Source organism: Aliiroseovarius sediminilitoris, assembly GCF_900109955.1.
Taxonomy (GTDB): domain Bacteria; phylum Pseudomonadota; class Alphaproteobacteria; order Rhodobacterales; family Rhodobacteraceae; genus Aliiroseovarius; species Aliiroseovarius sediminilitoris.
Window position 1 is genome coordinate 815,575 of the sequence record NZ_FOJB01000001.1, and the last position, 25,727, is coordinate 841,301.

Consider the following 25,727-nt stretch of genomic DNA (forward strand, 5'->3'; position numbering starts at 1 on the left):
GCCGCAATTTCATGCCTCCCAGTCGCCCGAGAACCCCCTAGGTATATGCAAGATAGAGCGGTCGACCGTGTTGATGTCGGTGTGACCACAGAACGCCATCGAGATGTCCAATTCATTGTGGATCACTTCAAGCGCCTTGGTCACACCTTCCTCGCCCATCGCACCCAGTCCGTAGGTATAAGCGCGGCCTATATAGGTGCCCTTCGCCCCCATAGCGATTGCCTTGAGCGCGTCCTGGCCCGAACGGATACCGCTGTCCAAATGCACTTCGATCTTGTCGCCCACCGCATCAAGCACCGACGGCAACGCGCGGATTGAACTGAGCGCACCATCCAATTGTCGTCCCCCGTGGTTGGACACGATGATGGCATCGGCGCCCACATTCAGGGCCTGAACCGCATCTTCCGGTTCAATGATGCCCTTGATGATGATCGGCCCGCCCCACATCTTTTTGAATTGGCGGATACGGTCCCAATTCAGTGACGGATCGAATGCCTCAGCTGTCCATGCGCTGAGCGAGGACGGATCGGTCACGCCCTTCGCATGGCCGACGATGTTGCCAAAAAATCGCCGCTGGGTGCCCAGCATGCCCAGTCCCCATTGCACCTTGGTCATCATGTTCGCGATCGATGCGGGGGTCAGTTTGGGCGGAGCTGAAAGCCCGTTTTTCAGATCCTTGTGGCGCTGCCCCAGAACCTGCAAATCCACCGTGATCACGATAGCAGAGCATTTTGCGGCGCGGGCGCGATCAAACAGGCGCTGCATATAGTCATCGTCTTTCAACGTATAGACCTGAAACCAGAAGGGGGTATTCGTGTGTTCGGCCACATCCTCGATAGAGCAAATCGACATGGTGGATAGTGTGAAGGGCACACCAAAGTTTTCGGCGGCGCGGGCGGCCTTGATCTCGCCATCTGCGCATTGCATCCCGGTCAGCCCAACCGGCGCAAGGGCCACGGGCATTGCCACGTCTTGTCCGATCATGGTGGATCGCGTGGATCGGTTGTCCATGTCTACCGCAACGCGTTGACGAAAATAGAGCTTGTCGAAATCCGAGCTGTTTTCGCGGAACGTCTGTTCTGACCAACTGCCGCTTTCGGCATAGTCATAGAACATCCTTGGAACCCTTCTGGCGTAGATACGGCGAAGGTCTTCGATTTCGGTGATGACTGGCATGATGCGCTCCGAAAAAATTGGTAAAGTTTTATTACCAGTTGTCGGCGAGCTTTGCAATCGCCCTGACTGTTGCGATTTCATCGCGCCCTTCACGACCAAATGCTCGCGCGGACAATTTTCTTAACAAAGCGAATCACCCATGCTAGCTTTGGGACAATAAAAAATAAAAATGGCAGGTTAACGGGCATGGAAACGGGCTTTAATGGCACGTTTGTCATCTCATGGTCGCAGACAGAAGTGGACGGAATGCCGGCGGCACCGGTTACGTCGCTTGGCGTGGGGTCGAATTGGCGCTGGACGGGATCACCGTTGCGCGTCGACGGACCACGCGAACTTCGCGATCTTGAGAGCGCAAGCGGAGAACAGGACCAGCGCAGACGTGCAGCGCACAGTGTATACAAACTGGTCGGGGCAGCGATCGACCCCTCACGACCATTTGGATCGCATTCGGTCAACAGTCATCAACTGAATATGGGGTTCGAGGTCACAGACGGCCACGCAAGCTATGTCGCGACCTTGATCAACGGTGCGGATGATCAGGTGCTTCTGATGTTCGCGGGCGAAATGCCCCCGGCAAATACAGATTTTTGGGTGGTGCGTGCCAGTATGAGGCCAACGCCGCAAAACCAATTGATTGAACAGCCGGCAGGTGTCATCTGTTTTGCCCCCAGCACTCGATTGCGCACCCATAGCGGTGAAGTCTGCGTGGAAGATCTGTGCGAAGGCGATGAGCTGCAAACCCGCGACAATGGCACCCAGAAAGTCCTCTGGATCGGCACCAAGCGCATTACCGGTGCGCGCATGTTTGCAATGCCGACACTGCGCCCGATCCGGTTGCGCGCCGGTGCTATTCGGTCCGGTCAGCCGGATGCGGACCTGATTGTTTCGGGTCAACATCAGATATTGCTGAACGGAAAACGCGCGCGGGAACTGTTCAACGAAGACGAGGTGCTGATCTCGGCGCGCGATCTGGTCGATGAACGGCGCGTGGTGGTCGACTATACGATCCGCGAAATCACGTATTATCATGTGCTCCTGGAAAATCACGAGGTCGTCTGGGCCAACGGCGTTCCGGCAGAAAGTTTCCATCCTGCGAACGCGGATCTGGAGACGTTGGATCCTGAACAGCGCAGCCGTCTGGTCGCGATGTTCCCGCAACTGGACTTCGATCCCATGGCCTATGGCGGATTTGCCCGCCGCAGCTTGAACCGGGGCGAGGCCGCGATTTTACGCGGAGAAATCGCCTGACGCAGCTATCGGGGCGTTGACACCACCACTCACGACGCTATAAGCCCCAAATCCGGTCCCGCAAGGGGCCGGTTTTCATTGGTGTTGGTGGCCCCTGCAAAGGGATGCCTGTCGGGCTTCGGCCAAAGGACAACGCCCTTCGATACTTTTATGAAGGAGACCAGCCGTGACCAAACGCACGTCTGCCAAGTACAAAATCGATCGCCGCATGGGCGAAAATATCTGGGGTCGCCCCAAGTCGCCGGTCAACCGTCGTGAGTACGGCCCCGGCCAGCACGGCCAGCGCCGCAAGGGCAAGCTGTCGGATTTCGGACTGCAACTGCGCGCCAAGCAAAAGCTGAAAGGCTACTATGGCGACCTGACCGAAAAACAATTCCGCCGCATCTATGGTGAAGCCGAGCGTGTCAAAGGCGACACCGGTGAAAACCTGATCGGCCTGCTGGAGCGCCGTCTGGACGCTGTTGTCTACCGCGCCAAATTTGTGCCGACGGTCTTTGCCGCCCGTCAGTTCGTGAACCACGGCCACGTGCGTGTGAACGGCAAGAAAGTGAACATCCCGTCCTATCGTGTGCAAGAAGGCGACGTGATCGAAGTGCGTGACCGTTCAAAGCAAATGGCCGCCATTCTGGAAGCCGTGCAACTGCCCGAGCGTGACGTGCCGGATTATCTGGATGTTGACCATTCGAAACTGACCGCCACTTTCACCCGGACGCCCGGCCTGTCGGACGTGCCGTATCCGGTCGTGATGGAACCGAACCTGGTCGTCGAATTCTACGCGAAGAACTAAGCACAGCTTACCAAATCGCAGAGTTTTGGAACCCGCCCAGGTTTTTGGGCGGGTTTTTTCGTGCCTGGTGCAGATGCAACGAAGCCTCAGGCCGGGTGCGCATTGTCCAAACTGGCGCTTTCGCCCTTTCTCTGACACGCCGACCTCTGTAAATCACCTCGTAGGGGGAGCACCAAGATGACAAAGATCGAACCTCAACCGGGGATCATGCAAATCAAGCCCTATGTGGGTGGCGCGTCCAGTGTTGAGGGCGTCGCGAACGTGATCAAGCTCAGCTCGAATGAGAACCCGTTCGGGCCAAGCCCCGACGCCATCGAAGCGTTTCAGCGGGCGGGGCGCGAACTGCACCGCTATCCCAACACCGATCACGCATCTTTGCGCGCAGCCATTGGCGAGCTTCACAAGCTGGACCCGGACCGTATCATTTGCGGTGTCGGATCGGACGAGGTCATCACCTTCCTGTGTCAATGCTACTCTGGTCCGGGGACCGAGGTGATCTATACCGAACACGGGTTTTCGATGTACAGGATATCGGCCCTGGCGGCGGGAGCCACACCGGTGAAGGTGCCCGAACGTGAACGAATGGTCGATGTCGATGAGATATTGAAAGCAGTCACCGAGCAGACGAGCCTTGTGTTTGTGACCAATCCGGGCAACCCGACGGGCACCATGGTCAGCCAGGCCGAGCTGGCGCGCCTGGCGCGCGAACTGCCTGATCACGTGTTGCTGGTTCTGGATGGTGCCTATGTGGAATATGTCGACGGGTTTGATGGCGGTGCGCGTCTGGTCAACAAATACGACAACGTATTCATGACTCGGACATTTTCAAAGATGTATGGGCTTGGCGGATTGCGGATCGGCTGGGGCTATGGCGCAGCCGAGGTGATTGACGTGCTGAATCGCGTGCGGGGGCCGTTCAACCTATCGATGGCACAACAAGCCGCCGCTGAAGCCGCCTTGCAGGACCGAGACCATGTTGCCCGCTGCCTGTCGGAAAACACGCGCCTTCGGTCGTGGCTGGCTGAAGCGCTGGCCGAACTGGGGGTGCCATCAGACACCTCATGTGCCAACTTCATCCTCGCCCGCTTTGCCAGCGCCGAAGAGGCCACGGACTGCAACGCTTTCCTGCAGGAACAAGGGATTATCGTGCGGATGGTGGCAGGCTACGGTTTGCCGCATTGTCTGCGCATCACCATCGGTGATGAAGCCTCGTGCCGCAGGGTGGCGCATATGATCGGGCGCTTCAAAGGTGGTGTTCCCGGGTCAAAGCTGATGCTGCTTGAGGAAGACCGGCTGGATGATGAGGCGGCGTCATGAGTGTGCTCTACAACCGGGTCGCCCTGATCGGGCTTGGCCTGATCGCCTCGTCTATGGCGCATGCGATGCGTCGTGCGGGGCTGGCAGGTGAGATCGTCGGCACCGCCCGGTCTGCCGAGACCCGCGACATTGCCCGCGAACTTGGCTTTTGTGATCGCATTGTCGACACTGCCGTTCTGGCGGTCGAAGGCGCGGATCTGGTCGTTTTGGCTGTTCCTGTGGGCGCAATGGGGGCAGTGGCGGCAGAGATAGCGCCGCATTTGCAACCCGGTGCGACGGTAACGGATGTCGGGTCTGTGAAACGCGCGGTTATCGAAACGGTTGCCCCTCATTTGCCCGATCATGTGCATTTCATACCCGGCCACCCCTTGGCGGGGACGGAACATAGCGGCCCCCGGTCGGGATTTGCCGAGCTTTTCGACAACCGTTGGAACATTCTGATCCCCAATGGTGCGGATGAGGCGGCGACGGAGAAGCTGATTGATCTGTGGAAGGGAATGGGCGCGAATGTCGAAACGATGGATGCCGACCACCATGATCTGGTGTTGTCCGTGACCAGCCATACCCCGCACCTGATTGCCTATACCATGGTGGGTGTCGCCGATGACCTGTCGCGCGTCACGGACAGCGAGGTGATCAAGTTTTCAGCGGCGGGTTTTCGCGACTTCACGCGGATTGCGGCCTCGGACCCGACCATGTGGCGGGACGTGTTTTTAGCCAATAAAGACGCCACGTTAGAAATACTTGGCCGCTTTACAGAAGAGCTTTTTGCCTTGCAACGCGCGATCCGCATTGGGGACGGCGAGGCATTGTTCGACTATTTCACTCGAACCCGGGCGATCCGTCGTGGTATCATCGAAGCCGGACAGGACACGGACGCGCCCGATTTCGGACGGACGGGCAAACACAAGTGATCTGACCCGCTGGGCGCATGTGAAGGAGCAGTGATGATCACAGGATGTATCAGGCAATGGCTTTTGCACAGAACTGCGACTGGTATCGTGCTGGGTTGCGGTCTTAGCCTGTCGGCAGTCGCATCTGCGCCTGATACATCATCGCGGCCTGAGCCGCGACCAAAGACCGTCACCGTGACGACCATCAGTTCCTCTGGCACAGCGTCGTCTTTGAACACAGGGCGACCACAGGCCCGCCCCAATGAACTGGGGGCACCGGTCGCTTTTGCGGCGATGCTGCCGACAGCGTTTGCGGTGCGCACCTCGTTGCGTCCTCAGTTGCGACCAAAGGGGTTTACCCGGAAGATCGCAGCGTCTACGCCCAAGCCGGTAAATGCAGATCGTCGAGGTCGCATCTGCGGTGTGAACGACATCAAGGGGCAGGCGATTTCAGCCATCCCCGGCAAGATCCGCGGCTGCGGTGTGTCAGACCCGGTGCGTGTGACAGAGGTGTCAGGCGTGAAGCTCAGCCAACCTGCGGTGATGGATTGCACCACCGCGAAAGCCTTGAATACATGGGTGCGCGAGGGGGTGTTTCCGGCGGTGGGCCGCCTTGGCGGCGGACCCAAATCTTTGCGTGTCGTGGCACATTATGCTTGTCGCACGCGCAACAACCAGCCGGGCGCAAAGGTCAGCGAACATGGGCGCGGCCGGGCCATCGACATCGCGGGGGTAACGCTCAAGAACGGTGCGGCGATTTCGGTTTTGAAAGAGTGGCGCGATCCGCGTAAGGGCAAGGTCTTGAAGAAAATGCACGCAGCTGCCTGCGGACCGTTTGGCACAGTGCTTGGCCCCAATTCGGACCGGTTCCACAAGGATCACCTGCATCTGGATACAGCGCGGTATCGCAGCGGGTCTTACTGTCGGTGATCTGGGTGATGATTGGGGGGCTTGCCGCTGAGCGCGCTTCCCCCGCGCGAAAGGGTGACGGCTTTTACGCGGGTTCAGGATTGTGTGTTTGCCATAGCCCCTGATCTGACCTGAAGCCTTTTGCTTCGTGGTCGAAAGATATCTCGCCACCCGCCACGCCATATGTCCGGCCATCCGAACGCATCATTGCCTTTCACGCCGCCAATTGTTGCCGTAGGATCGGCAGATGGTGATCGACGGCGCCCCGTGGGCAATCTGGAAACGGCATTCACCATCTGAGAAGCCTCTTTCAGGCGCTTGCCGGGGCTGGTTTCCAGAACGAAGGCCATCGACGCTCGCATGCTGGCCTTGTTTACAGCAAAGGCGGATGGATTGCGGAGCTGGCGACCTGACCAAAGACGAGGCCGCCGCCATTGTCGGACTTGCCCCCTTTTTTCGATTCTCGCCCGTTTTGGTCGGGGTCGGGGCACCTATCAGGGCCAGTTACCATATGGCAGCACTCTCTGTCCGGCGTAGCAACCTGGGAACTGCCAACATTCGCCGCATCATACCAAAACCGCCAGGGCGTGGGACTTTTCTGTTGTCAGAACCTAGGAAATCAAAGTCTGCCTTCTTCGGCTTATCAAGTCTTTGAACTGTCCCTACATTGTTGAAGAAGCTTGGGAATTTACGTATTCCAAGTACACCACCGCCAAGATGACAAAATAACAAGACTTGGCTGAGAGGTCGCATTTGCCAAGGCGACCCGATCGTATTTCCAGCGGCCCTAGATCACGGGCATTCCACAACCCAAGCCACGGCAAAAAAGTGTCCGGGAGCCAGCATAGGTTGACGTCACGTAAATTTAGTCCAAGATAAAACAATTAAATAACGGAGATTTTTATGCCACCTCATCCACCTCCTCAATATTCACCTCTCGATATCACCAAGGGATTTGTCGACGCGGTTACAATTTGGTCCGATTTCTTGCGTGGCAAACGCACCAAGAGCGAATGGGGCGTGTACGGAGCCTATTCGTTCCTGGACTCCATTGGTTTTGACATACCCAAACAACCCATTTCAGTCGATGATCTCAAAAGACTCGAAGTCTTGGCCGAAGCGGCTGAAAAGGTTCGAGGCAACAAGATGGGAACGACGACGCGCGACCTCAACCAGATGAAGAAGAAAATGCGGAATACAACGGATACTCTGTCCAAGTATTTTGAAGCCAACTGCAATGTCGCGTTCAGCGTGGATTTGGATGCGAGCGGTGTCATAGAGAACGCATGCAATTCTATCGATACCGCCGTAGGTGTCGCTCAAAGCGAATATGATACGGTTGACGGGCTCCTCGACCAATATGACACAACCCAGAACGACCCCAAGATCAACAATTATGAACAAATTGGGGACGCGCTGGACAACAACAACGTTTCACAGGAAGAGCTCGATATCGTCGGCGAAAGTAGCATTGATCGCGATTATTGGACCCCGCCCGAGCCCGCGTATTTCGACCGGACATTCGGGGCCATGCCCGAATAATTACGACTTTCCTAGTTGTGCCTCACGAATACTTAACATGAATGGATTTTCCTATGTCGCATGTCCCCTTGCCAATGAAAAGTGTGAACCTGCCACCACTCTTGTCGGATTTCAGTCAGGATGTGAAGGCCAAGGGCCCACATTCCGGCACAGCGCTTGGTACACAGCATTTCAGCGGTCGTCTGAATGCAAAGTTCACTGTTCAGAGCCAAGAGTTCTTGAAAACTGCCAAAACCACCACTGAAAAACGCATGATACATGTCGATCTCGATGGCAGTGAGTTTGGTGCGCCGACCAATATGAAGGACCAAGATGACTACAGAGGGTTTTTCGTCGAATGGATCCACTACAAGATGTGGATTCAAAAGCACGGCGAGAGCCCGGACCCAGCCAAACCGCTCAAAGGGTGGGATATCCTGCGCGAAGCCCCCAATACATCCAACCAGACCGGCAGCGTGACCTCCTCGATCAGTTTCGGTCTTGATGCGTCTGGCGGGGTCATGGGCGATATGCCGATGGGGACGGTTGGTGCACATATCGGTGTTTCGAACAGCCACACTCATTCGCTGAAAGACTTCACCTTCATGCAGCATTCAACCGGCAGTGTTTTGGCCCACGAGATCAACATGACAATGACCGGCGATGGGAGCCCATACAAAAGCGCGAGCGATCTCATAAACCCATGGCAGAGCCCATTTGTAGGGATCAGGTTAAGATCATTACCCAACCTAGCAAAATCGAACGTACCATTGATTGGTCAGGGCGTCTGGATGAACGAAAACGATGCAGCACTGACCGACAAGGTTACAGTTCATATTGCCGTCACACCTCATTGGTTGCTTACCGAGGGGATGTATGACGGCAGTTTACATCACTGGAACACGGCGTTCGGTGGCACGTTCAAATACAAGCAAGAGATCGACTTCACGCTTCTTGGATGAGCCATCCCTGCCAGCATCAACCTTGATTTCGGCAGAAAGGTGCAACGCTGTCTTGGCGATATGTGCCGGGGGCAGGAATCTCCTATCCTGGCATCATCAAGAGATGGGAACGGTTCCGGACGCAAGCTGCGTAGCCTGTCTGGAAGCGGTATGGAGGTGCCACCAAATTTCCGGTTTTAGCGAGGTTGCACTCTTGGTGGGCCCTCGCGGGCCATTACCGACGTTTTCAAAGAGTATGCGAAGCGATCTTCGGCACCTCGCTTGGACGGCTTGGCATGCTCAAGATGAAGAGCGCGCAGTAGCAAACCGGACGTTCATACGCACCGCAGCAGCGGTTTTGTTGGGTCTCTGCCCGAACTCGCCGCGAAAAAGGCCAACGGCAGCTCTGCTGAAATCCCATGGGCAAAGAGCGTTCCTATATTTGGCGTCGACACGCTCTTTGGTCATGCTTCCTGGGTGTCAGATGTTGATCGAGCAACGCGGTAGATGTTTATGGCCAGAGGAAGATCGGGTATCAGGCCAGGTCGCCATCTGTGGTGATCCGGGTTTTTCCGCGCAGGTAAGGGTGCAATGCGCTGGGAATGTTGACCGATCCATCCTGCTGCTGACCGTTTTCCAACACTGCGATCAGCGCGCGGCCTACGGCAAGGCCTGACCCGTTCAACGTATGGACGAACTGCGGTTTACCTCCATCTGCGGGTTTGTAGCGCGCGTTCATGCGGCGGGCCTGGAAGTCACCCGCCAGCGAGACCGAGCTGATCTCGCGATACTGATTCTGGCCGGGCAGCCAGACCTCGATGTCATGGGTGCGTTTCATGCCAAAACCCAAATCTCCGGTGCACAGCACCACGGTGCGGTAGGGCAGGCCAAGGCGTTCCAGAATATCTTCGGCACAGCGGGTCATACGCTGGTGTTCGGCATGCGAATCTTCAGGTCTGGTGATCGACACCATTTCAACCTTCTCGAACTGATGCTGACGCAGCATGCCCGCCGTGTCACGGCCAGCCGACCCGGCTTCGGACCGGAAACACTGGGTATGGGCGACATAGCGGCGGGGCAGGTAGCTGTCGTTGATGGTCACGCCATTGACGATATTGGTCAGCGTAACCTCGGCGGTCGGCACCAGCCACCAGCCATTTGTGGTTTGATAGCTGTCTTCGCCGAACTTGGGCAGTTGCCCGGTGCCATACATCATATCTTCCTTGACCAGAACCGGGGTCCAGGTTTCGGTCAGGCCGTTTTCTTCGGTGTGCACGTCCAGCATGAATTGCGCCAGCGCCCGATGCAGGCGGGCGACGGCACCTGAAAGCACCATGAAGCGCGAACCAGACAGTTTTGCAGCGGTTTCGAAATCCATGCCGGTTTTGACGGCTGGAAGCTCGTAATGCTCCAATGGCTTGAAATCGAATTCTGCGGGCGTGCCCCAGCGGTTGATCTCGACGTTGTCGTTTTCATCGGCCCCGTCGGGGATGTCGTTGCCCGGAATGTTGGGCAGGCCCATCAGAAGATCGGTCAGCTTGGCGTCCAACGCCTTGGCCTCATCGTTCAATCTGGCAATTTCGGACTTCTTGTCCGCCACCAGCGCGCGCAGGCGTTCAAATTCCGCCTCGTCGCCCGAGGCTTTCGCGGCACCGACAGCCTTCGCGGCCCTGTTGGCATCGGCCTGCGCGGTTTCGGCGGCAAGGATCGAGGCACGCCGGGCTTCGTCAATTGCCAGAATTTCACCCGACATGGGCGACAGGCCGCGACGGGCCATTCCGGCGTCGAAGGCTTCGGGGGTGTCGCGGATCAGACGAATATCATGCATGGGGGCTTCCTTGGTTTTCTTGTCCGGCATATGCCAGATGCAGGGGCAGGGGGGAAGGGGGAATGATCATCACCCGCTTGCTGGACAACCCCAAGACCCCCATATAGTGTGCGCCAACGTTTGGGGCCGAGGCCCGCTTGAGAAGGGATATCCACATGTTTGCCACTCCTGCTTTTGCACAGGCCGCGGGCGCGCCCGCCGGTGGGCTTTTGAATTCGATTCTGGTTCCGATGTTGCTGGTATTTGCGATCATGTATTTCTTCATGATCCGTCCACAGCAAAAGAAAATGAAAGAGCATCAGGCGATGCTGGGCGCGCTGCGCAAAGGGGATCAAGTGATCACTCAGGGTGGTCTGATCGGTAAAGTTCTCAGGGTCAAGGACGATTCCGAGGTCGAGGTCGAGATCGCAACAGGTGTCAAAGTGCGCGTGGTGCGATCGACAATCGTCAAGGTGATCGGAAAAACCGAACCGGTCGAAAGCTGACCTGGCAAACCAGCCGCCACAAACAACGACGACAAACGCATATAAGGCAGGGGCAGATGCTTCAAATCGCAACTTGGAAACGTCTTGTGATCTGGGGGCTAACGGCCCTTGGCTTGTATTTTGCAGCGCCCAATGGCTTTTACAGCCGGGTTGAGCAGCATAACGATGCGGTCTCGAAAATCGAGACAACGGGGGCCACCGCTGAGCTTGAGGCGGATCGGTCCGCCTGGCCGGATTGGGCGCCAAATTCGCTGGTCAATCTGGGGCTCGATCTGCGCGGCGGCGCGCATTTGCTGGCCGAGGTGCAGGTTGAGGATGTATATGCCGCGCGGATGGATTCCCTTTGGCCAGAGGTGCGGGATGTGTTGCGCGACGAACGTGCAACAGTGGGCACCATCCGCCGTCAGGATGGCGCGGATGATGAACTGCGCGTCAAGGTTTCGCAACCCGAGGGGCTGCCGCGCGCGATCGAACTGGTGCAATCATTGGCGCAGCCGGTGGTCAGCCTGTCCGGGGTCGGCTCGACTGATATCGAGGTGGCACCAGGGCGCGAAGGGGAGTTGGTCGTCACCCTGTCCGAAGCCGAACGCGTCGCCACGGATGATCGCACTATCCAGCAAACGCTTGAAATTATTCGCCGCCGTGTCGACGAGGTTGGCACACGTGAACCCACGATCCAGCGTCAGGGCGACGCGCGCATCCTGATTCAGGTGCCGGGGATCGGCAGCGCGTCCGAACTGAAGGAAATCATCGGCAAGACCGCGAAGCTGACATTCCACCCGGTGGTCAGCCGCTCGACCGAAGCAAGCACAACACCCGGACCGCGCAACGTGCTGTACCCGTCGCTGGATGAAGACGGCGTGTTTTACGTTCTGGAACAAACGCCTGTTGTAACGGGCGAAGAGCTGAGCGACGCACAGCCGGCCTTCGATCAAAATGGCCAACCAGCGGTGAACTTCCGGTTCAACGTGTCCGGCGCGCGCAAGTTCTGCGACTATACCGGTGCCAATGTTGGCGCGCCTTTCGCGATCGTGCTGGACCAAGAAGTGATTTCGGCTCCGCGCATCAACGAACAGATTTGCGGCGGATCGGGGATCATCACCGGTAGTTTCTCGATCGAGGAATCGACCAATCTGGCCGTGCTTCTGCGTGCTGGTGCCTTGCCCGCTGAACTGACTTATGTCGAAGAACGAACCATTGGGCCAGAACTGGGACAAGACAGCATCGACGCGGGCAAGGTTGCTTCGATTGTGGCCTTCGTTGGGGTGCTGGCCTTCATGATTGCCGCTTATGGCTGGTTTGGTGTAATCGCCAACGTGGCGCTGATCCTGAATGTCGGTATGATCTTCGGCCTTCTGTCGATGATCGGGGCCACGCTGACCCTGCCGGGGATCGCCGGGATCGTGTTGACCATCGGGATGGCGGTGGACGCCAACGTGCTGGTGTTCGAACGCATAAGGGAAGAGTTGACATCGGGCCGCGGCCCGGCCCGCGCCATCGAGCTAGGCTATGAAAAGGCTTTGTCGGCCATTCTGGACGCCAACATCACGACCTTCATCACCGCTGTTATCCTGTTCATCATGGGGTCCGGTCCTGTGCGCGGCTTCTCGGTCACGCTGGCGCTGGGGATCCTGACGTCGGTCTTCACCGCGATTTATCTGACACGGTTGATGCTGATCATGTGGTTTGAACGCAAACGCCCGCGCCAACTTGAGGTCAAGGGGATCCGCATCGTGCCAAAAAATCGCGTGTTCGATTTCTTCCGCACCTCGATCGCGACATTGGGCGCGTCTGGTCTGGCCATGATCGCGTCGGTGCTGCTGTTCCTGATCGTCGGTCTGAATTTCGGCATCGACTTTCGGGGCGGAACAACGATCCGCACCGAAAGCACGCAGGCCGTGGATGTGGGGGTCTATCGTGAGGCTTTGGCACCGCTCGGGTTGGGCGATATCTCGATCGCGCAAGTCTATGGCGTGAACTTTGCCGATGATCAGCACGTGGCCCAGATTCGCATCGAAGCGCAGGAAGGTCAGGAGGCGATTACGCCCGAGACCATCCAGACCATCGAAGATGCCCTGATGCAGGTCGATCCTGCGATCACCTTCCCCAGCGTGGAAAGCGTCGGGCCGAAAGTGTCGGGCGAGTTGGTGACAACCGCCGTGCTGGCTGTTGTCGCGGCGATTGCAGCGGTTTTGGTCTATATCTGGCTGCGCTTTGAATGGCAGTTCAGCCTGGGCGCGGTTGCGGCCCTTGTGCATGACGTGGTTTTGACCATCGGGATATTCAGCCTGCTGGGTATCAAGTTCGATCTGGCCATCATCGCAGCCCTTCTGACAATTGTCGGCTATTCGCTGAACGACACCGTGGTTGTCTTCGACCGGGTGCGCGAGAATCTGCGCCGCTACAAGAAAATGGACCTGAAGGAGGTGTTGAACCTGTCGATCAACGAGACATTGTCGCGCACGATGATGACCTCGCTGACCACGCTGTTGGCGCTGATCGCGCTTTACGTTCTGGGTGGCGATGTAATCCGAGGGTTCGTTTTCGCGATGATCTGGGGTGTCGTTGTCGGGACCTATTCGTCGATCTTTGTTGCATCGGTGATCTTGCTGAAGCTGGGCGTGAAACGCGACTGGTCCAAGCCGGATGCCAATGCGGGCAACCAGTTTGCAGACGTAGATGCCTGATTTGCTGGCCGAAGCCCTGGCGTTGCCAGGGCTTGGCTGGCTTGTTACCACAGCATTTATTGCCGGGCTGGTACGCGGGTTTGCCGGGTTCGGCACGGCGCTGATCTTTCTGCCGGTGGCGGCCCAGATCATTGATCCGGTCTGGGCTGTGACGGTTCTGATCGTAATGGATTTGGCCGGACCCGCGCCCGCCATCCCGCGTGCCCTGAAGGACGGGCATCTCAAAGATTTGATGCGATTGGTGGTGGCCACAGCACTGGCCCTGCCATTCGGACTGGTGGCGCTTTTTGCCGTCGATCCCCACCTGTTCAAGCTGGCGGTGTCGGTGATCAGCCTGATCATGCTCGCGGCCCTGATGACCGGAAAACGATATGGCGGAGAAGTCACACCCCCCGTCGTCTGGACCACCGGTGGCATCGCGGGGGTGCTGGGCGGGGCAGCAGGCATTCCCGGCCCGCCGGTCATTCTGCTTTACATGGCCTCGTCCCACCCGGCACGGGTGATCCGTGCCAACACGACCGTCTATCTCTTTTTCTTCGATCTGATGATGCTGGCGGGGTTTTTCTTTGCCGGACGGCTGGCGGGGATGCCTTTGATTCTTGGGGTGATCGTCATGTTGCCGAACTTGCTGGGTAATCTTGTCGGCGGTGCGGTCTTTCACCCTGGATACGAATCCCTCTATCGTGGCGTGGCCTATATGATCATTGCAGCGTCCAGCCTGTCTGGCCTTTACGCCGCCCTGTTCTGACTCAACCCGCCAACGTGCAAGGACCCGATATGCAGCTTCATGAAGTCAAATATGACAGCGCCCAGCCGGTTGATGGCTATGGCCCCGGTTTCTTCCGCGTGGCAGGCGAGGTGATTCAAGGTGCGATCCTTGTGACCGAAGACATGGCAACCAATTGGGATGGCCCCGAAGACTTGGCACCGCTGCTGGCGCTGGCAGGCAAGATCGACGTCTTATTCTATGGCACCGGGGCCGATCCCGCCCATCCGCCCGCCGCTCTGCGCAATGCCCTGGAAGAGGCCGGCATTGGGGTCGAGGCGATGGCCTCTGCGCCAGCCTGCCGCACCTATAATGTGCTGATCTCGGAAGCTCGGCGCATTGCGCTGGCCGCCCTTCCGGTCTAAGGCTTCTGACATGGAAATGAGGGTCGATAACCTGTCCGTCGCGCGCGGCGGTGTGCCGGTGCTGGAACGGGTAAGTTTCACCCTGTCCGCCGGACAGACGCTGATCCTGCGCGGGCCAAACGGGTCGGGAAAAACCACGCTTTTGCGCACCTTGGCGGGTTTGCAGCCTCCGATCGCGGGGCAGGTATCGGCGGACCCCGAAAATATCACCTATGGCGCCCATGCAGATGGATTGAAAGCCACATTGACGGTCGAGGAGAACCTGCGGTTCTGGGCTTCGGTGCATGGCATTGGCAGCATCGACGCCGCGGTGCAGGGGTTCAATCTGCGGGGGTTGACCCATCGTCCCGCAGGCAATCTGTCGGCGGGTCAGAAGCGCCGGTTGGGACTGGCCCGATTGCTGGTCACGGGGCGACCGATCTGGCTTCTGGACGAACCGACCGTTTCGCTGGACACAGCATCCGTCGGTTTGTTTGCCGATGCAGTGCGCGCCCATGTCGCGGGTGGCGGGGCGGCCCTGATTGCGACCCATATCGACCTTGGGCTGAAGGCGGATACGTTTGACGTCGGCCCGTTCCGCGCCAATGGAGACCGCGCCGCACCCAACCAGCAACGCGACCGCTATGCAGATTTTGACGAGGCGTTTTCATGATTGCTCTGTTGGTTCGCGACCTGCGTCTGGCGATGCGTGCCGGCGGTGGCTTTGGTCTGGGCTTGGCGTTTTTCCTGATCGTCTCCACTCTTGTGCCCTTCGGCGTCGGACCAGAGGCCGCGATCCTGTCGCGAATTGCGCCCGGCATTCTTTGGGTCGGTGCACTGCTGGCCTGCCTTCTGTCTCTCGACCGCATTTTTCAACTGGATTTCGAGGATGGCTCGCTGGACCTGCTCGCCACCGCGCCGATCCCGATGGAGGGCACGGTTGCCATCAAGGCGCTGGCGCATTGGCTCGTCACCGGTCTGCCGCTGACGCTGGCTGCGCCAGCCTTCGGGGCGCTGATGAACCTGCAAACGCCCGGGCATTACTGGATTTTCATCACACTGCTCATTGGCACGCCGGCGCTGTCGATGATCGGCGCGTTTGGCGCGGCGTTGACGGTTGGGCTGAAGCGTGGCGGGCTTCTGTTGTCGCTGTTGGTTCTTCCGCTTTATATTCCAACCCTGATCTTCGGCGCCGAGGCCGCCACCCGCGGCACCGCGGGGCAGTCTGCCCTTACGCCGCTTTTGATGATGGCGGGCATCACCGCTGGATCGGTTGCGCTTCTGCCTTTCGCTGCCGCAGCTGCCCTGCGCGTTAACCTGAGATAGGTCAAGTCGCCGTGAGGATGAACCCCCTATGCTTGCGCAAATCATAGCCACCGAATAGAGGAAGCAAATGTCACTTTGGGAATTCGCAAACCCGGTCAAGTTCATGGCGCTCAGCGGCAAGGTGTTGCCTTGGGTGATCGGCTTGGCTGCGATCACGCTGATACCGGGCCTGATCTGGGGTTTCTTCTTCACGCCAGAGGCCGCCAACTTCGGCAACTCGGTCAAGATCATCTATCTCCACGTGCCCTCGGCGATGATGGCGATCAATATCTGGGCGATGATGCTTGTCACGTCACTGATCTGGATTGTGCGCCGCCACCATGTTTCGGTGCGCGCTGCCAAGGCGGCGGCTTTGATCGGTGTTACGATGACAGTGATTGCCCTGATCACCGGGGCGATCTGGGGCGAGCCGATGTGGGGCACCTATTGGGCGTGGGATCCGCGGCTGACCAGCTTTCTGATCCTGTTTCTGTTCTATCTGGGCTACATGGCCCTGTGGGCCGCGATCGAGAACCCGGACACCGCCGCAGATCTGACGTCGGTCCTGTGCATCGTTGGTTCGGTCTTTGCGATCCTCAGCCGCTATGCCGTGAATTTCTGGAATCAGGGGCTGCACCAAGGCGCATCCTTGTCCTTGGACAAGGAGGAGCACGTGGCAAATGTCTATTACTTTCCACTGCTTTTGAGCATAGCAGGCTTCATTCTGCTGTTCGTGGCCCTCGTGCTGATCCGCACCCGGACCGAGCTGCGCCTGGTCCGCCTGCACCGTTTGGAAATCCGTGAAAGGATGAAAGATGCTTGACCTGGGCAAATATGCTGGTGCGATCCTGTCTTCATGGGGGATTACTCTCGCGCTTTTGATCGCGTTGATCCTTGTCACCTGGCGCCGTTCGCACCATGTGAAACGGGAGCTTGAAGCGGCCGAAAAGAGGGCGTTACAAAATGACCCAAGAGAACACTAAGTTCCCGATCTACTATGCACTTCCTCTGGTAATCGTTATGGGTATTGTTCTGCTTGGGGGGTGGAAAATGTTCTTCGATAGCGGCAATGATACGCTGCCGTCTACGAGAGAAGGCGGGGTTGCGCCCAGTGTTGTTCGTTTGTCCGCTTTTGACGGCGCCGAAGGTTTTACCCATGACGATCTGAAATCCGCCGGGGTCAAGCTGGTGAACTTCTGGGCCAGTTGGTGTGCGCCTTGCCGCGCGGAACACCCGCAGCTTCAAACGCTGGCCGACGAGGGTGTGGTGATCAATGGGATCAACTACAAAGACGACCCGGTAAACGCGCGCCGATTCCTTGAGGAACTGGGCGATCCGTTCGCAAAATTGATGGCCGATACAGAAGGACGCACAGGTCTTGAATGGGGTTTGTACGGCCTGCCGGAAACCTTCATCATTGCTGCCGATGGCACCGTGGTGAAGCGCTTTGCGGGTCCGATTACCGAAAGCATTTTGGAAAGCGTAATCCGCCCCGCGATAGATGACGCCGCCAGCCGTTAACCAGCGGCGTTCAACATCAGGATAAACGCGCTGAACGCGACTGTTTCCAGAAGTGGGAGCGGGAATTGGCGCAAGAAATTATACATAAAACAGACGGGTCCATTGGCGATCTAACAGGCGTTTCAAATTGGTCAGTGAAATATTCCGATCCGAGGGAATACTAGCACTTCCGAACCGGAGGAAACAATTCATTCCTTCAAAAAAGTGACGCTTCTTACCGCCAGATTAACCCGCTATCTTGATCCTGACTGTGTTTCTGATCACAACATCTCAATGTCATCTGTTCAACTGCCGCCGACCTGTTCACCTGGTAAATGCGCACAAAAAAACGCGCCCTGAACAGGGCGCGTTGGTGTTTGTTGAACTGGGTCGGATTAAGACTTGGCAAGGTTGCGCAGCACATAGTGCAGCACGCCGCCGTTTTCGACGTATTCAATCTCGACTTCCGTATCGATCCGGCATTTCAGTTCGATCGACTTGGTCGATCCGTCGGCAAATGTGATCTCGCACGGCACGTTCGACAGCGGTTTCAGATCACCGGCCAAACCTCTGATCGACACGGTTTCGTCACCGGTCAGACCCAAGGATTTGCGGGTGTCGCCGCCGGTGAACTCGAACGGAATCACGCCCATACCAACGAGGTTGGAGCGGTGAATGCGTTCGAACGACTCGGCGATTACGGCCTTGACGCCCAACAGGCTTGTGCCTTTCGCCGCCCAGTCACGCGACGAGCCTGCGCCATACTGTTCGCCACCAAAGACGACCAGCGGGGTGCCAGCTTCCTGATAGGCCATCGACGCGTCATAGATCGACGTCTGCTTGCCATCCGGGCCTTTGGTGTAGCCACCTTCGACGCCTTCCAGCATCTCGTTCTTGATGCGGATGTTGGCAAACGTGCCGCGCATCATCACCTCGTGGTTGCCGCGACGCGACCCATAAGAGTTGAACTCGCGTGGGGCCACTTGCCGTTCGGTCAAATACTGACCGGCGGGCGAGGTGACAGGGAAGCTGCCCGCAGGCGAGATGTGGTCGGTGGTGATCATGTCACCCAGAACCGCCAGCACTTTCGCGCCTTCAATGTCCGAGATCACGCCAGCATCCTTCGACATCCCTTGGAAATAAGGCGGATTCTGGATGTAGGTCGATGAGGCCGGCCAGTCATAGGTCTCGGCGTCCGTTGTTTCGACCGATTGCCATTTCTCGTCGCCTTTGAACACGTCAGCATATTTCGACTGGAACGCATCACGGGTGACGGTCTGTTCCACCAGTTCCGCCACTTCCTGCGTGGTGGGCCAGATGTCTTTCAAATAGACATCGTTGCCGTCCTTATCTTGCGCGATCGGATCGTTGGCGATGTCGATATTCATGTCACCGGCAAGCGCATAGGCAACCACCAAGGGGGGCGAGGCCAGATAGTTGGCACGCACGTCAGGCGAGATGCGGCCTTCGAAGTTCCGGTTGCCCGACAGGACCGAGGTGGCGATCAGGTCGTTTTCGGAGATAGCTTCCGACAGCTCTTTCTGGATCGGACCCGAGTTGCCGATACAGGTGGTGCAGCCATAACCCACCAGGTTGAAGCCAACGGCGTCCAGATCTTCTTGCAGGCCAGCGGCCTCAAGATAGGCGGACACGACCTGCGACCCGGGAGCCAGTGAGGTTTTCACCCAAGGCTTGCGGTTCAGACCCAGCGCGCGGGCTTTGCGCGCCACAAGACCTGCCCCGATCATCACATAGGGGTTTGATGTGTTGGTGCAGGACGTGATCGAAGCGATCACGACAGACCCATCGCGAATCTTGTAGTCTTCCCCTTCGACCGCAGCCGATTTACGCGGATCTGCGGGTGCTTTCGGCGTCGGACCCTCGGCTGCCATTTTGGCAGCTTCCGGGTCGTCGTCGATGCCGCGATATTCGTTCACCACATCAAGAAAAGCTTTCGCGGCCTGGTCGAGCGCTGTGTAATCCTGGGGGCGTTTGGGGCCCGAGATGGCAGGTACGATGGTGCCCATGTCCAGCGACAGCGTGTCGGTATAGACGGGGGCGTAATCGGCACCGCGCCAGAACCCGTTTTCCTTGGCATAGGCTTCGACCAGCGCGATACGCTCTTCGTCACGGCCGGTGGTGCGCAGGTAACGCAGGGTTTCATTGTCGATCGGGAAGAAGCCGCAGGTGGCACCGTATTCCGGCGCCATGTTGGCGATGGTGGCCCGGTCGGCCAGCGGCAGACGGTCCAGACCTTGGCCATAGAATTCGACGAACTTGCCGACCACACCTTTAGCGCGCAGCATTTCGACGACTTTCAGCACAAGATCAGTGCCCGTGGTGCCTTCCATCATCTCGCCGGTCAGTTCGAAGCCGATAACTTCGGGGATCAACATCGAGATCGGCTGACCCAGCATCGCGGCCTCGGCCTCGATCCCGCCGACACCCCAGCCCAATACGGCCAAGCCGTTGACCATGGTGGTGTGGCTGTCGGTGCCGACCAGCGTGTCGGGGTATGCGACCTGCTCACCGTTCTGGTCTTCGTCGGTCCAGACGGTCTGGGCCAGATACTCAAGGTTCACCTGATGACAAATGCCCGTGCCGGGGGGCACGACGCGGAAGTTGTTGAATGCCGACTGACCCCATTTCAGGAAGGTGTAACGCTCCAGATTGCGTTCATATTCGCGATCCACGTTCATCTGGAACGCGCGCGGGTTGCCAAATTCGTCAATCATGACCGAGTGATCAATGACCAGATCAACCGGATTCAGCGGGTTGATCATCTGGGCGTCGCCCCCCAGCGCCTTGATGCCATCACGCATTGCGGCAAGGTCAACAACGGCAGGAACGCCGGTGAAGTCCTGCATCAGAACGCGGGCGGGGCGATAAGCGATCTCGCGCGGGTTCTTGCCACCTTTTTCAGCCCACTCGGCGAAGGCTTTGATGTCATCCACGCTGACCGTGCGGCCACCGTCTTCGAAGCGCAGCATGTTTTCCAGAACGACTTTCAGTGCCGCAGGAAGGCGCGAGAAATTACCAAGGCCCGCAGCCTCGGCGGCAGGGATCGAGTAGTATGCGATGGACGAGCCACCGGCCTTGAGCGTCTTGCGCGTCTTGGCGGTGTCTGAACCTACGATAATGGTCATGGAATGGCTCCCTTATGGTCAGGATACAGGGTTGGGCTGGCTTGCATTTGCCCCAAAAACGGGGGGTGACGCAAGAAGATTCCGGGGTTTTGTATACGATTGCACACCAGAAATCGACCCCATTCCCGACTTATCGGCGAAAACTGTAACAAACCCCTCGCAAAACCTTGATTGGCAGCGTCTTGGTGGGCGCGCTATCTAGAGATTGACCCAAACGGAAAAGAAACCTGATGAGAGCAGTTCTACCGCTGATCCTGATATGCGCCGCGTGGTTTGGTGCGTCGACTGCAACCGCGCAACAGCGCCCGGTTACGGTTGTCGAACTGTTCACATCACAAGGATGTTCGTCGTGCCCGCCCGCTGACGCGCTGTTGGGCAAACTGGCCGAATATGATGACATCCTGCCTTTGGCGCTTCACGTCGATTACTGGGATTACATCGGCTGGAAAGACACGTTTGCGAACGCGGCGAACACCAAAAGACAGAAGGCTTACGCTTATGGCTTTGGCACGCGGTCCATATACACCCCGCAAATGGTCATTGGCGGGATCGATCAGGTCGTGGGCAGCCACGCCGTTAAGGTGATGGACTTGATCCATCGTCAACAGGCCAAGCCGCAGCGCGTGGTGTTGCTGACGACCCGCGTTGGAAACGGGGGGCAACGACTGCGGATCGAACGTATGACCCATCTGGGCCTTCCGGCTCAGATGCTTGTCCAGATCGTGCGCTTTCTACCCAGGGCGCAGGTGGACATCAGCCGTGGTGAAAATGCCGGTCTGTCGATCACATCGACAAATGTTGTTACGGATATTCAGAGTGTTGGGGTTTGGGACGGGATGGAGGCTGTCGAGTTCGAGCTTCCTAGCCCCATCGCACCTGACGGGCAGGCATCGGCAATCATCCTGCAAGCCGCCAGAAAAGGCGGGTATCCCGGCGAAATCCTGGCCGCAATCAAAGTTGAGTGATCGCTGACAGCCTGGGCGATTCCGGACTATTCTGCGTCGGGCAATTGCCAGCGATTATGGATCCACAGGAATTGGTCCATGTTCTGGCGCACCCGTGCTTCGAACCGGTCATTGAATTCCTGCATCATCGTTTCGGCGTCGCTGTGGGCGATCGGGTCTTCCACGACAATGTTGAAATCCAGACCGTTGTCCTTGCGAATGGCAAATACGGGAATGAATAGCGTATTGTATTTCAACGCCATTTCCGCAACTGCCAGCGTGGTCATGGCGGGTTGACCGAAAAAGCTGAGCTTTGCGCCCTGATCTTCGCGCTGGTCCAGCAGGATTGCCAAAAGCCCACCCTTGCGCAAATGTTTGACCATCTCGGCCATGCCCCGGCGGGATTGCTCGAACGCCTTACCTTCGAACCCTTCCATCCGCGCCTTGTAACTTTCATTGAAATAGGCATTGGACATCGGACGAAATAGCGCCCCGGTGTTATAGCCCGCCTGAATGGTCACGGCGCGTGCGGCGTCGTAGTTCCCGAAATGCCCGGAAATTGCGATGATCGGCCGGCCGTCTGCCTTTGCCTGCTCCATAGCGGTCAGACCGGGACCGGAGAGTTCGGTGGATTTCAGTCGGTTATAGAACGTGTTCCCAGACCACATCTCGGCCAGAAACCGACCGGCATTGGTTAAAACCGCATCCACCATTTGATCGACCTGATCGGAGGGCATATCGGGACAAGCCAGCGCCAGATTGTTGCGGATGCGCTTGTCATATCCCGCAATGGGGCCAACCACATGCGCGGCCAGCCAGCCAACCGCCGGCAGGCGCCAGCGATAGGGCAACAGGCGTGGCAGGTTCAACACGCCAGACAGCGCCACATGTGTCAGATAGGGGCCAACCCCCCGTTTTTCTTGCACCATCTGCCTGTCTCCCGAGGCGCTGCGCAATGGTCCTGCGCGCGCTGCATCTATCGGTGCTCAGACATACAAGCGGGGGCGGGGGCTCGCAAGCTCTTGCCGCATGGGGTCGGCAGATCACTCGTCGTCATCGTCGGCGATAAGTGTGATTTCTCCGGCGGCTTCAAGCTCGCGGATCTGTACGACGATGGCGGCCATTGCGGCTTCACCCTCTTTCGGTTTCACGTCGCCGCGTTCGGTCATTTCTTCCCTTATCTGTTCGGACATTCGCTTGGAGATGGCCCCAAGGATGAATTCGGCGATCGGCTCCAGATCGCCGGTGGCCGCCACCAAGGCCGTGACCAGAACGGCCTGGTCCACATCCCGAGTAACCTTTGGAATATCTGTTGGTGCGATGCGGGCAGGAATGTCGGCAAAGGTGAAAATGGCCTTGCGAACTGCTGTGGCAAAGATTGTGTCATCTTGGTCCAACCCATCCAGCACATCGTCACGCGTGGCAGCAGGCGAGGCGTTGAGGATTGCCCCCACCCGCTCGACCGGCCCATCGTCGAAGGCTTTCGGGGGCTGAGTGCCCAGCTGATCGGCCAGCGAACGACCGATCCGCTCGACCACATCGGGGGCGATGGCCCCGGTTTGCGATACGGCATAGGCCACCTTGCGCGCCCGCGGGCCGGACAACTGCCCCAACAACTCTGCGGCGACCGACACCTTGAGCTTGGACAGAAGCACCGCCGCGATTTCGGTGCTTTCCGTTTTCAAAATGTTTAACAGAAGCTCTGGATCAAGCCCTGCAATCGTCGCCCAGGGATCGCCGGTGAGCTGTACGCCCGCCATTTTGCGCATCCGTGCCGCAGTCGATGGGCTTATGGCACCGTCGAGAATCGACAGCGTTCCTTCGATCCCGCCGGGGAAGGCGAGGCCGATATCTTCGATCTCGTGCACAAACTCATCAATGACGGATTTCAGCGTAGCGCGGTCGATATATCGCAGGTCGGACATCTGGCGGATCAATTCGGCCTGCAATCCTTCGGGCAAATCCTGCAAGGCTAAAACAGCCCCTTCCGCCAGCAGCAGGCGCACAATGATCGCGGCCTTTTGCTTACGCGTCAAAACCCGTGTCACCGCCGAGGCGCGGCCAGGCGGAGCAATCCCCTTCGATGGGATGGAATCCTTTTGCGACACGCCGATATTCGTCGGCATGATGTCGGTATGTTCGATATCCAATGCGGTCAACGCGCGGCCTCGTTCGTCTGGTTTGTGCCAGACTGCCACGGTCGAGTTAAGGCGGGCTTACCGCCTCTGCGAATTAGCTGGAAACGGCGTCAACACAGGCTTTCGTTGCGTCATCCCAAGTTTGCCCTGTGTCGCAGCTGGCTACTTTTTGCTCGCCACGTGGGCAGCCCGAGGCAATGGACAATGTCGGCAATACAGTCAGCACAAGCGCACAGAGTAGGGTCTTCAATTGCATTGAGGCCTCCTTTCGGAAGTCTCATCATAACATGAAATAGGGTGATTCCCAAATCGGGATGTTTGGCATAAAGCGCTTAGACGTCGCCGAACACCCGCTTGAAGATCGTGTCGACATGTTTGGTATGATAGCCAAGGTCGAATTTCTCTTCGATCCCGTCCGTGCCGAGCGCTTTGACCACATCGTCATCGGCCAGCAGCTCTTCTTTGAAGTCACAACCGGTTTCCCAGACTTTCAGCGCATTGCGCTGCACCATGCGATAGGCGTCCTCGCGGCTGACGCCAGCTTGGGTCAGGGCCAGAAGCACGCGTTGCGACATGACCAGACCGGGGAATTTGTTCATGTTCGCCATCATGTTATCAGGATATACCAACAGCCTGTCGATGACCGAGGTAAGACGTGCAAGCGCGAAATCCAGCGTGATGGTGGCGTCGGGGCCGATATTGCGTTCGACCGAGGAATGCGAGATGTCGCGTTCGTGCCAAAGCGCCACGTTTTCCATCGCGGGCACCACGGTCATACGAACCAAACGGGCCAGACCGGTCAGGTTCTCGGTCAGGACCGGGTTCTTCTTGTGCGGCATGGCCGAGGAGCCTTTCTGGCCCATCGAGAAGAATTCAGCCGCTTCCAAGACCTCGGTTCGCTGCATGTGGCGGATTTCGGTGGCGACATTTTCGATCGAACTGGCGACAACACCCAGCGCGGCAAAGAAGGCCGCGTGGCGGTCGCGCGGGATGACTTGCGTGCTGATCGGCTCGATTTCCAGCCCCATCTTTTTGCACACATGCTCTTCGACGGCAGGGTCAATATTGGCGAATGTGCCCACCGCGCCCGAGATGGCGCCAGTGGCAATCTCATACCGGGCTTTTTCCAGACGGTTCAGGTTGCGGTCCATCTCGGCATAAAAGCGCGCGAAGGTCAGGCCCATCGTGGTGGGCTCGGCATGAATGCCGTGGCTGCGGCCGATGCGGATCGTGTCCTTATGCTCAAACGCGCGTGTCTTCAGCGCGGCAAGCAGGGCTTTCATGTCCTCGATCAGAATATCGGAGGCGCGGACCAGTTGCACGTTGAAGCAGGTGTCCAGCACGTCGGATGACGTCATGCCCTGGTGCACGAAGCGGGCTTCTTCGCTGCCGACATGTTCGGCAAGGTGGGTCAGGAAAGCGATGACGTCATGTTTGGTTTCAGCTTCGATTTCGTCGATGCGGGCGACGTCAAACGCGACATCCTTGGCTTTCCAGACCGCCTCGGCATTCTCACGCGGGATCACACCCAGATCGGCCTGCGCGTCGCAGGCATGCGCCTCGATCTCGTACCAGATCCTGAACTTGGTTTCGGGGGACCAGATGGCGACCATATCGGGGCGGGAATAGCGAGGGATCATGCGGGCAGACCTTTTTCGTTGGAGCAGTCGACGCTTTCATAGACTGCCGCGCTGCAGCGAACAAGAGAGGGCTGTTTGGAAAGGGGGGAAGGGGCGTTGCCCCTCTGCGCTGCACGCATTCACCCCAGGATATTTTGGGCCAGAAGAAACCC

Annotated in this window: 23 protein-coding genes; 17 read left to right on the forward strand and 6 right to left on the reverse strand. The window is 58.0% G+C overall.

Annotation, left to right across the window (positions count from 1 at the left end):
• Positions 1-9: 9 nt before the first annotated feature.
• Positions 10-1,176 (reverse strand): alpha-hydroxy acid oxidase, encoded by a 1,167-nt coding sequence (locus BMY55_RS04085; protein ID WP_091428523.1) that lies wholly within the window; start codon positions 1,174-1,176, stop codon positions 10-12.
• A 186-nt stretch (positions 1,177-1,362) separates the two neighbouring features.
• On the opposite strand from BMY55_RS04085, the gene BMY55_RS04090 reads away from it, so the two are divergent.
• From BMY55_RS04090 to BMY55_RS04120, 7 genes are all read left to right on the forward strand, one after another.
• Positions 1,363-2,424: a Hint domain-containing protein gene (locus tag BMY55_RS04090; RefSeq protein ID WP_091428525.1), complete on the forward strand. Its 1,062-nt coding sequence runs from the start codon at positions 1,363-1,365 to the stop codon at positions 2,422-2,424.
• Positions 2,425-2,590: 166 nt separating this feature from the next.
• Positions 2,591-3,211: a 30S ribosomal protein S4 gene (rpsD, locus tag BMY55_RS04095; protein ID WP_091428528.1), complete on the forward strand. Its 621-nt coding sequence runs from the start codon at positions 2,591-2,593 to the stop codon at positions 3,209-3,211.
• 177 nt (positions 3,212-3,388) lie between these two features.
• Positions 3,389-4,528: a histidinol-phosphate transaminase gene (gene hisC / locus BMY55_RS04100; protein WP_091428530.1), complete on the forward strand. Its 1,140-nt coding sequence runs from the start codon at positions 3,389-3,391 to the stop codon at positions 4,526-4,528.
• On the forward strand, positions 4,525-5,442 hold the full coding sequence (locus BMY55_RS04105; protein ID WP_091428532.1) for a prephenate/arogenate dehydrogenase family protein: 918 nt from the start codon (positions 4,525-4,527) through the stop codon (positions 5,440-5,442). Before hisC ends, BMY55_RS04105 begins: the two co-directional genes overlap by 4 nt.
• Positions 5,443-5,475: 33 nt before the next feature.
• Positions 5,476-6,351, forward strand: a complete 876-nt coding sequence (locus BMY55_RS04110) for an extensin-like domain-containing protein (RefSeq protein WP_091428535.1) — start codon at positions 5,476-5,478, stop codon at positions 6,349-6,351.
• An 882-nt stretch (positions 6,352-7,233) separates the two neighbouring features.
• Positions 7,234-7,872, forward strand: coding sequence for a hypothetical protein (locus tag BMY55_RS04115; RefSeq protein ID WP_143064278.1), 639 nt, complete (start codon positions 7,234-7,236; stop codon positions 7,870-7,872).
• 74 nt (positions 7,873-7,946) lie between these two features.
• Complete coding sequence (locus BMY55_RS04120; protein ID WP_091428541.1) at positions 7,947-8,813, forward strand: hypothetical protein; 867 nt, start codon at positions 7,947-7,949, stop codon at positions 8,811-8,813.
• Between the two features lie 514 nt (positions 8,814-9,327).
• On the opposite strand, the gene serS is transcribed toward BMY55_RS04120, so the two are convergent.
• The gene (serS, locus tag BMY55_RS04125) at positions 9,328-10,620 is read right to left on the reverse strand and encodes a serine--tRNA ligase (protein ID WP_091432008.1); all 1,293 of its coding nucleotides are present in this window, start codon (positions 10,618-10,620) and stop codon (positions 9,328-9,330) included.
• Positions 10,621-10,775: 155 nt separating this feature from the next.
• Between serS and yajC the strand changes: the two genes are divergently transcribed.
• From yajC to BMY55_RS04170, 9 genes are all read left to right on the forward strand, one after another.
• Positions 10,776-11,105, forward strand: a complete 330-nt coding sequence (gene yajC, locus BMY55_RS04130) for a preprotein translocase subunit YajC (RefSeq protein WP_091428544.1) — start codon at positions 10,776-10,778, stop codon at positions 11,103-11,105.
• A 56-nt stretch (positions 11,106-11,161) separates the two neighbouring features.
• A complete protein-coding gene (gene secD / locus BMY55_RS04135) occupies positions 11,162-13,792 on the forward strand; it encodes a protein translocase subunit SecD (protein WP_091428547.1) in 2,631 nt (876 codons plus the stop codon).
• Entirely contained in the window at positions 13,785-14,540 is a 756-nt protein-coding gene (locus tag BMY55_RS04140; protein WP_091428551.1) for a sulfite exporter TauE/SafE family protein, read from the forward strand. Before secD ends, BMY55_RS04140 begins: the two co-directional genes overlap by 8 nt.
• A gap of 29 nt (positions 14,541-14,569) precedes the next feature.
• Positions 14,570-14,923 (forward strand): Mth938-like domain-containing protein, encoded by a 354-nt coding sequence (locus tag BMY55_RS04145; RefSeq protein ID WP_091428555.1) that lies wholly within the window; start codon positions 14,570-14,572, stop codon positions 14,921-14,923.
• A 10-nt stretch (positions 14,924-14,933) separates the two neighbouring features.
• Positions 14,934-15,575, forward strand: coding sequence for a heme ABC exporter ATP-binding protein CcmA (gene ccmA / locus BMY55_RS04150; RefSeq protein ID WP_091428558.1), 642 nt, complete (start codon positions 14,934-14,936; stop codon positions 15,573-15,575).
• A complete protein-coding gene (gene ccmB / locus BMY55_RS04155) occupies positions 15,572-16,228 on the forward strand; it encodes a heme exporter protein CcmB (protein ID WP_091428560.1) in 657 nt (218 codons plus the stop codon). The genes ccmA and ccmB overlap by 4 nt, the downstream gene beginning before the upstream one ends.
• A 67-nt stretch (positions 16,229-16,295) precedes the next feature.
• On the forward strand, positions 16,296-17,030 hold the full coding sequence (locus BMY55_RS04160; protein ID WP_091428563.1) for a heme ABC transporter permease: 735 nt from the start codon (positions 16,296-16,298) through the stop codon (positions 17,028-17,030).
• Positions 17,023-17,190, forward strand: a complete 168-nt coding sequence (gene ccmD / locus BMY55_RS04165) for a heme exporter protein CcmD (protein WP_091428565.1) — start codon at positions 17,023-17,025, stop codon at positions 17,188-17,190. The genes BMY55_RS04160 and ccmD overlap by 8 nt, the downstream gene beginning before the upstream one ends.
• Positions 17,171-17,728 (forward strand): DsbE family thiol:disulfide interchange protein, encoded by a 558-nt coding sequence (locus BMY55_RS04170; protein ID WP_091428567.1) that lies wholly within the window; start codon positions 17,171-17,173, stop codon positions 17,726-17,728. Before ccmD ends, BMY55_RS04170 begins: the two co-directional genes overlap by 20 nt.
• A gap of 374 nt (positions 17,729-18,102) precedes the next feature.
• On the opposite strand, the gene acnA is transcribed toward BMY55_RS04170, so the two are convergent.
• Entirely contained in the window at positions 18,103-20,853 is a 2,751-nt protein-coding gene (gene acnA / locus BMY55_RS04175) for an aconitate hydratase AcnA (RefSeq protein ID WP_091428569.1), read from the reverse strand.
• Between the two features lie 230 nt (positions 20,854-21,083).
• On the opposite strand from acnA, the gene BMY55_RS04180 reads away from it, so the two are divergent.
• On the forward strand, positions 21,084-21,818 hold the full coding sequence (locus BMY55_RS04180; RefSeq protein WP_091428570.1) for a DUF1223 domain-containing protein: 735 nt from the start codon (positions 21,084-21,086) through the stop codon (positions 21,816-21,818).
• A 26-nt stretch (positions 21,819-21,844) separates the two neighbouring features.
• Here the strand turns inward: BMY55_RS04180 and BMY55_RS04185 are convergent, their stop codons facing one another.
• The 3 genes from BMY55_RS04185 to purB form a co-directional block, all read right to left on the reverse strand.
• Entirely contained in the window at positions 21,845-22,726 is an 882-nt protein-coding gene (locus BMY55_RS04185; RefSeq protein ID WP_091428572.1) for a lysophospholipid acyltransferase family protein, read from the reverse strand.
• 114 nt (positions 22,727-22,840) lie between these two features.
• Positions 22,841-23,995 (reverse strand): flagellar motor switch protein FliG, encoded by a 1,155-nt coding sequence (locus BMY55_RS04190; RefSeq protein WP_245744645.1) that lies wholly within the window; start codon positions 23,993-23,995, stop codon positions 22,841-22,843.
• Between the two features lie 272 nt (positions 23,996-24,267).
• Positions 24,268-25,575, reverse strand: coding sequence for an adenylosuccinate lyase (gene purB, locus BMY55_RS04195; RefSeq protein ID WP_091428573.1), 1,308 nt, complete (start codon positions 25,573-25,575; stop codon positions 24,268-24,270).
• Positions 25,576-25,727: the final 152 nt, after the last annotated feature.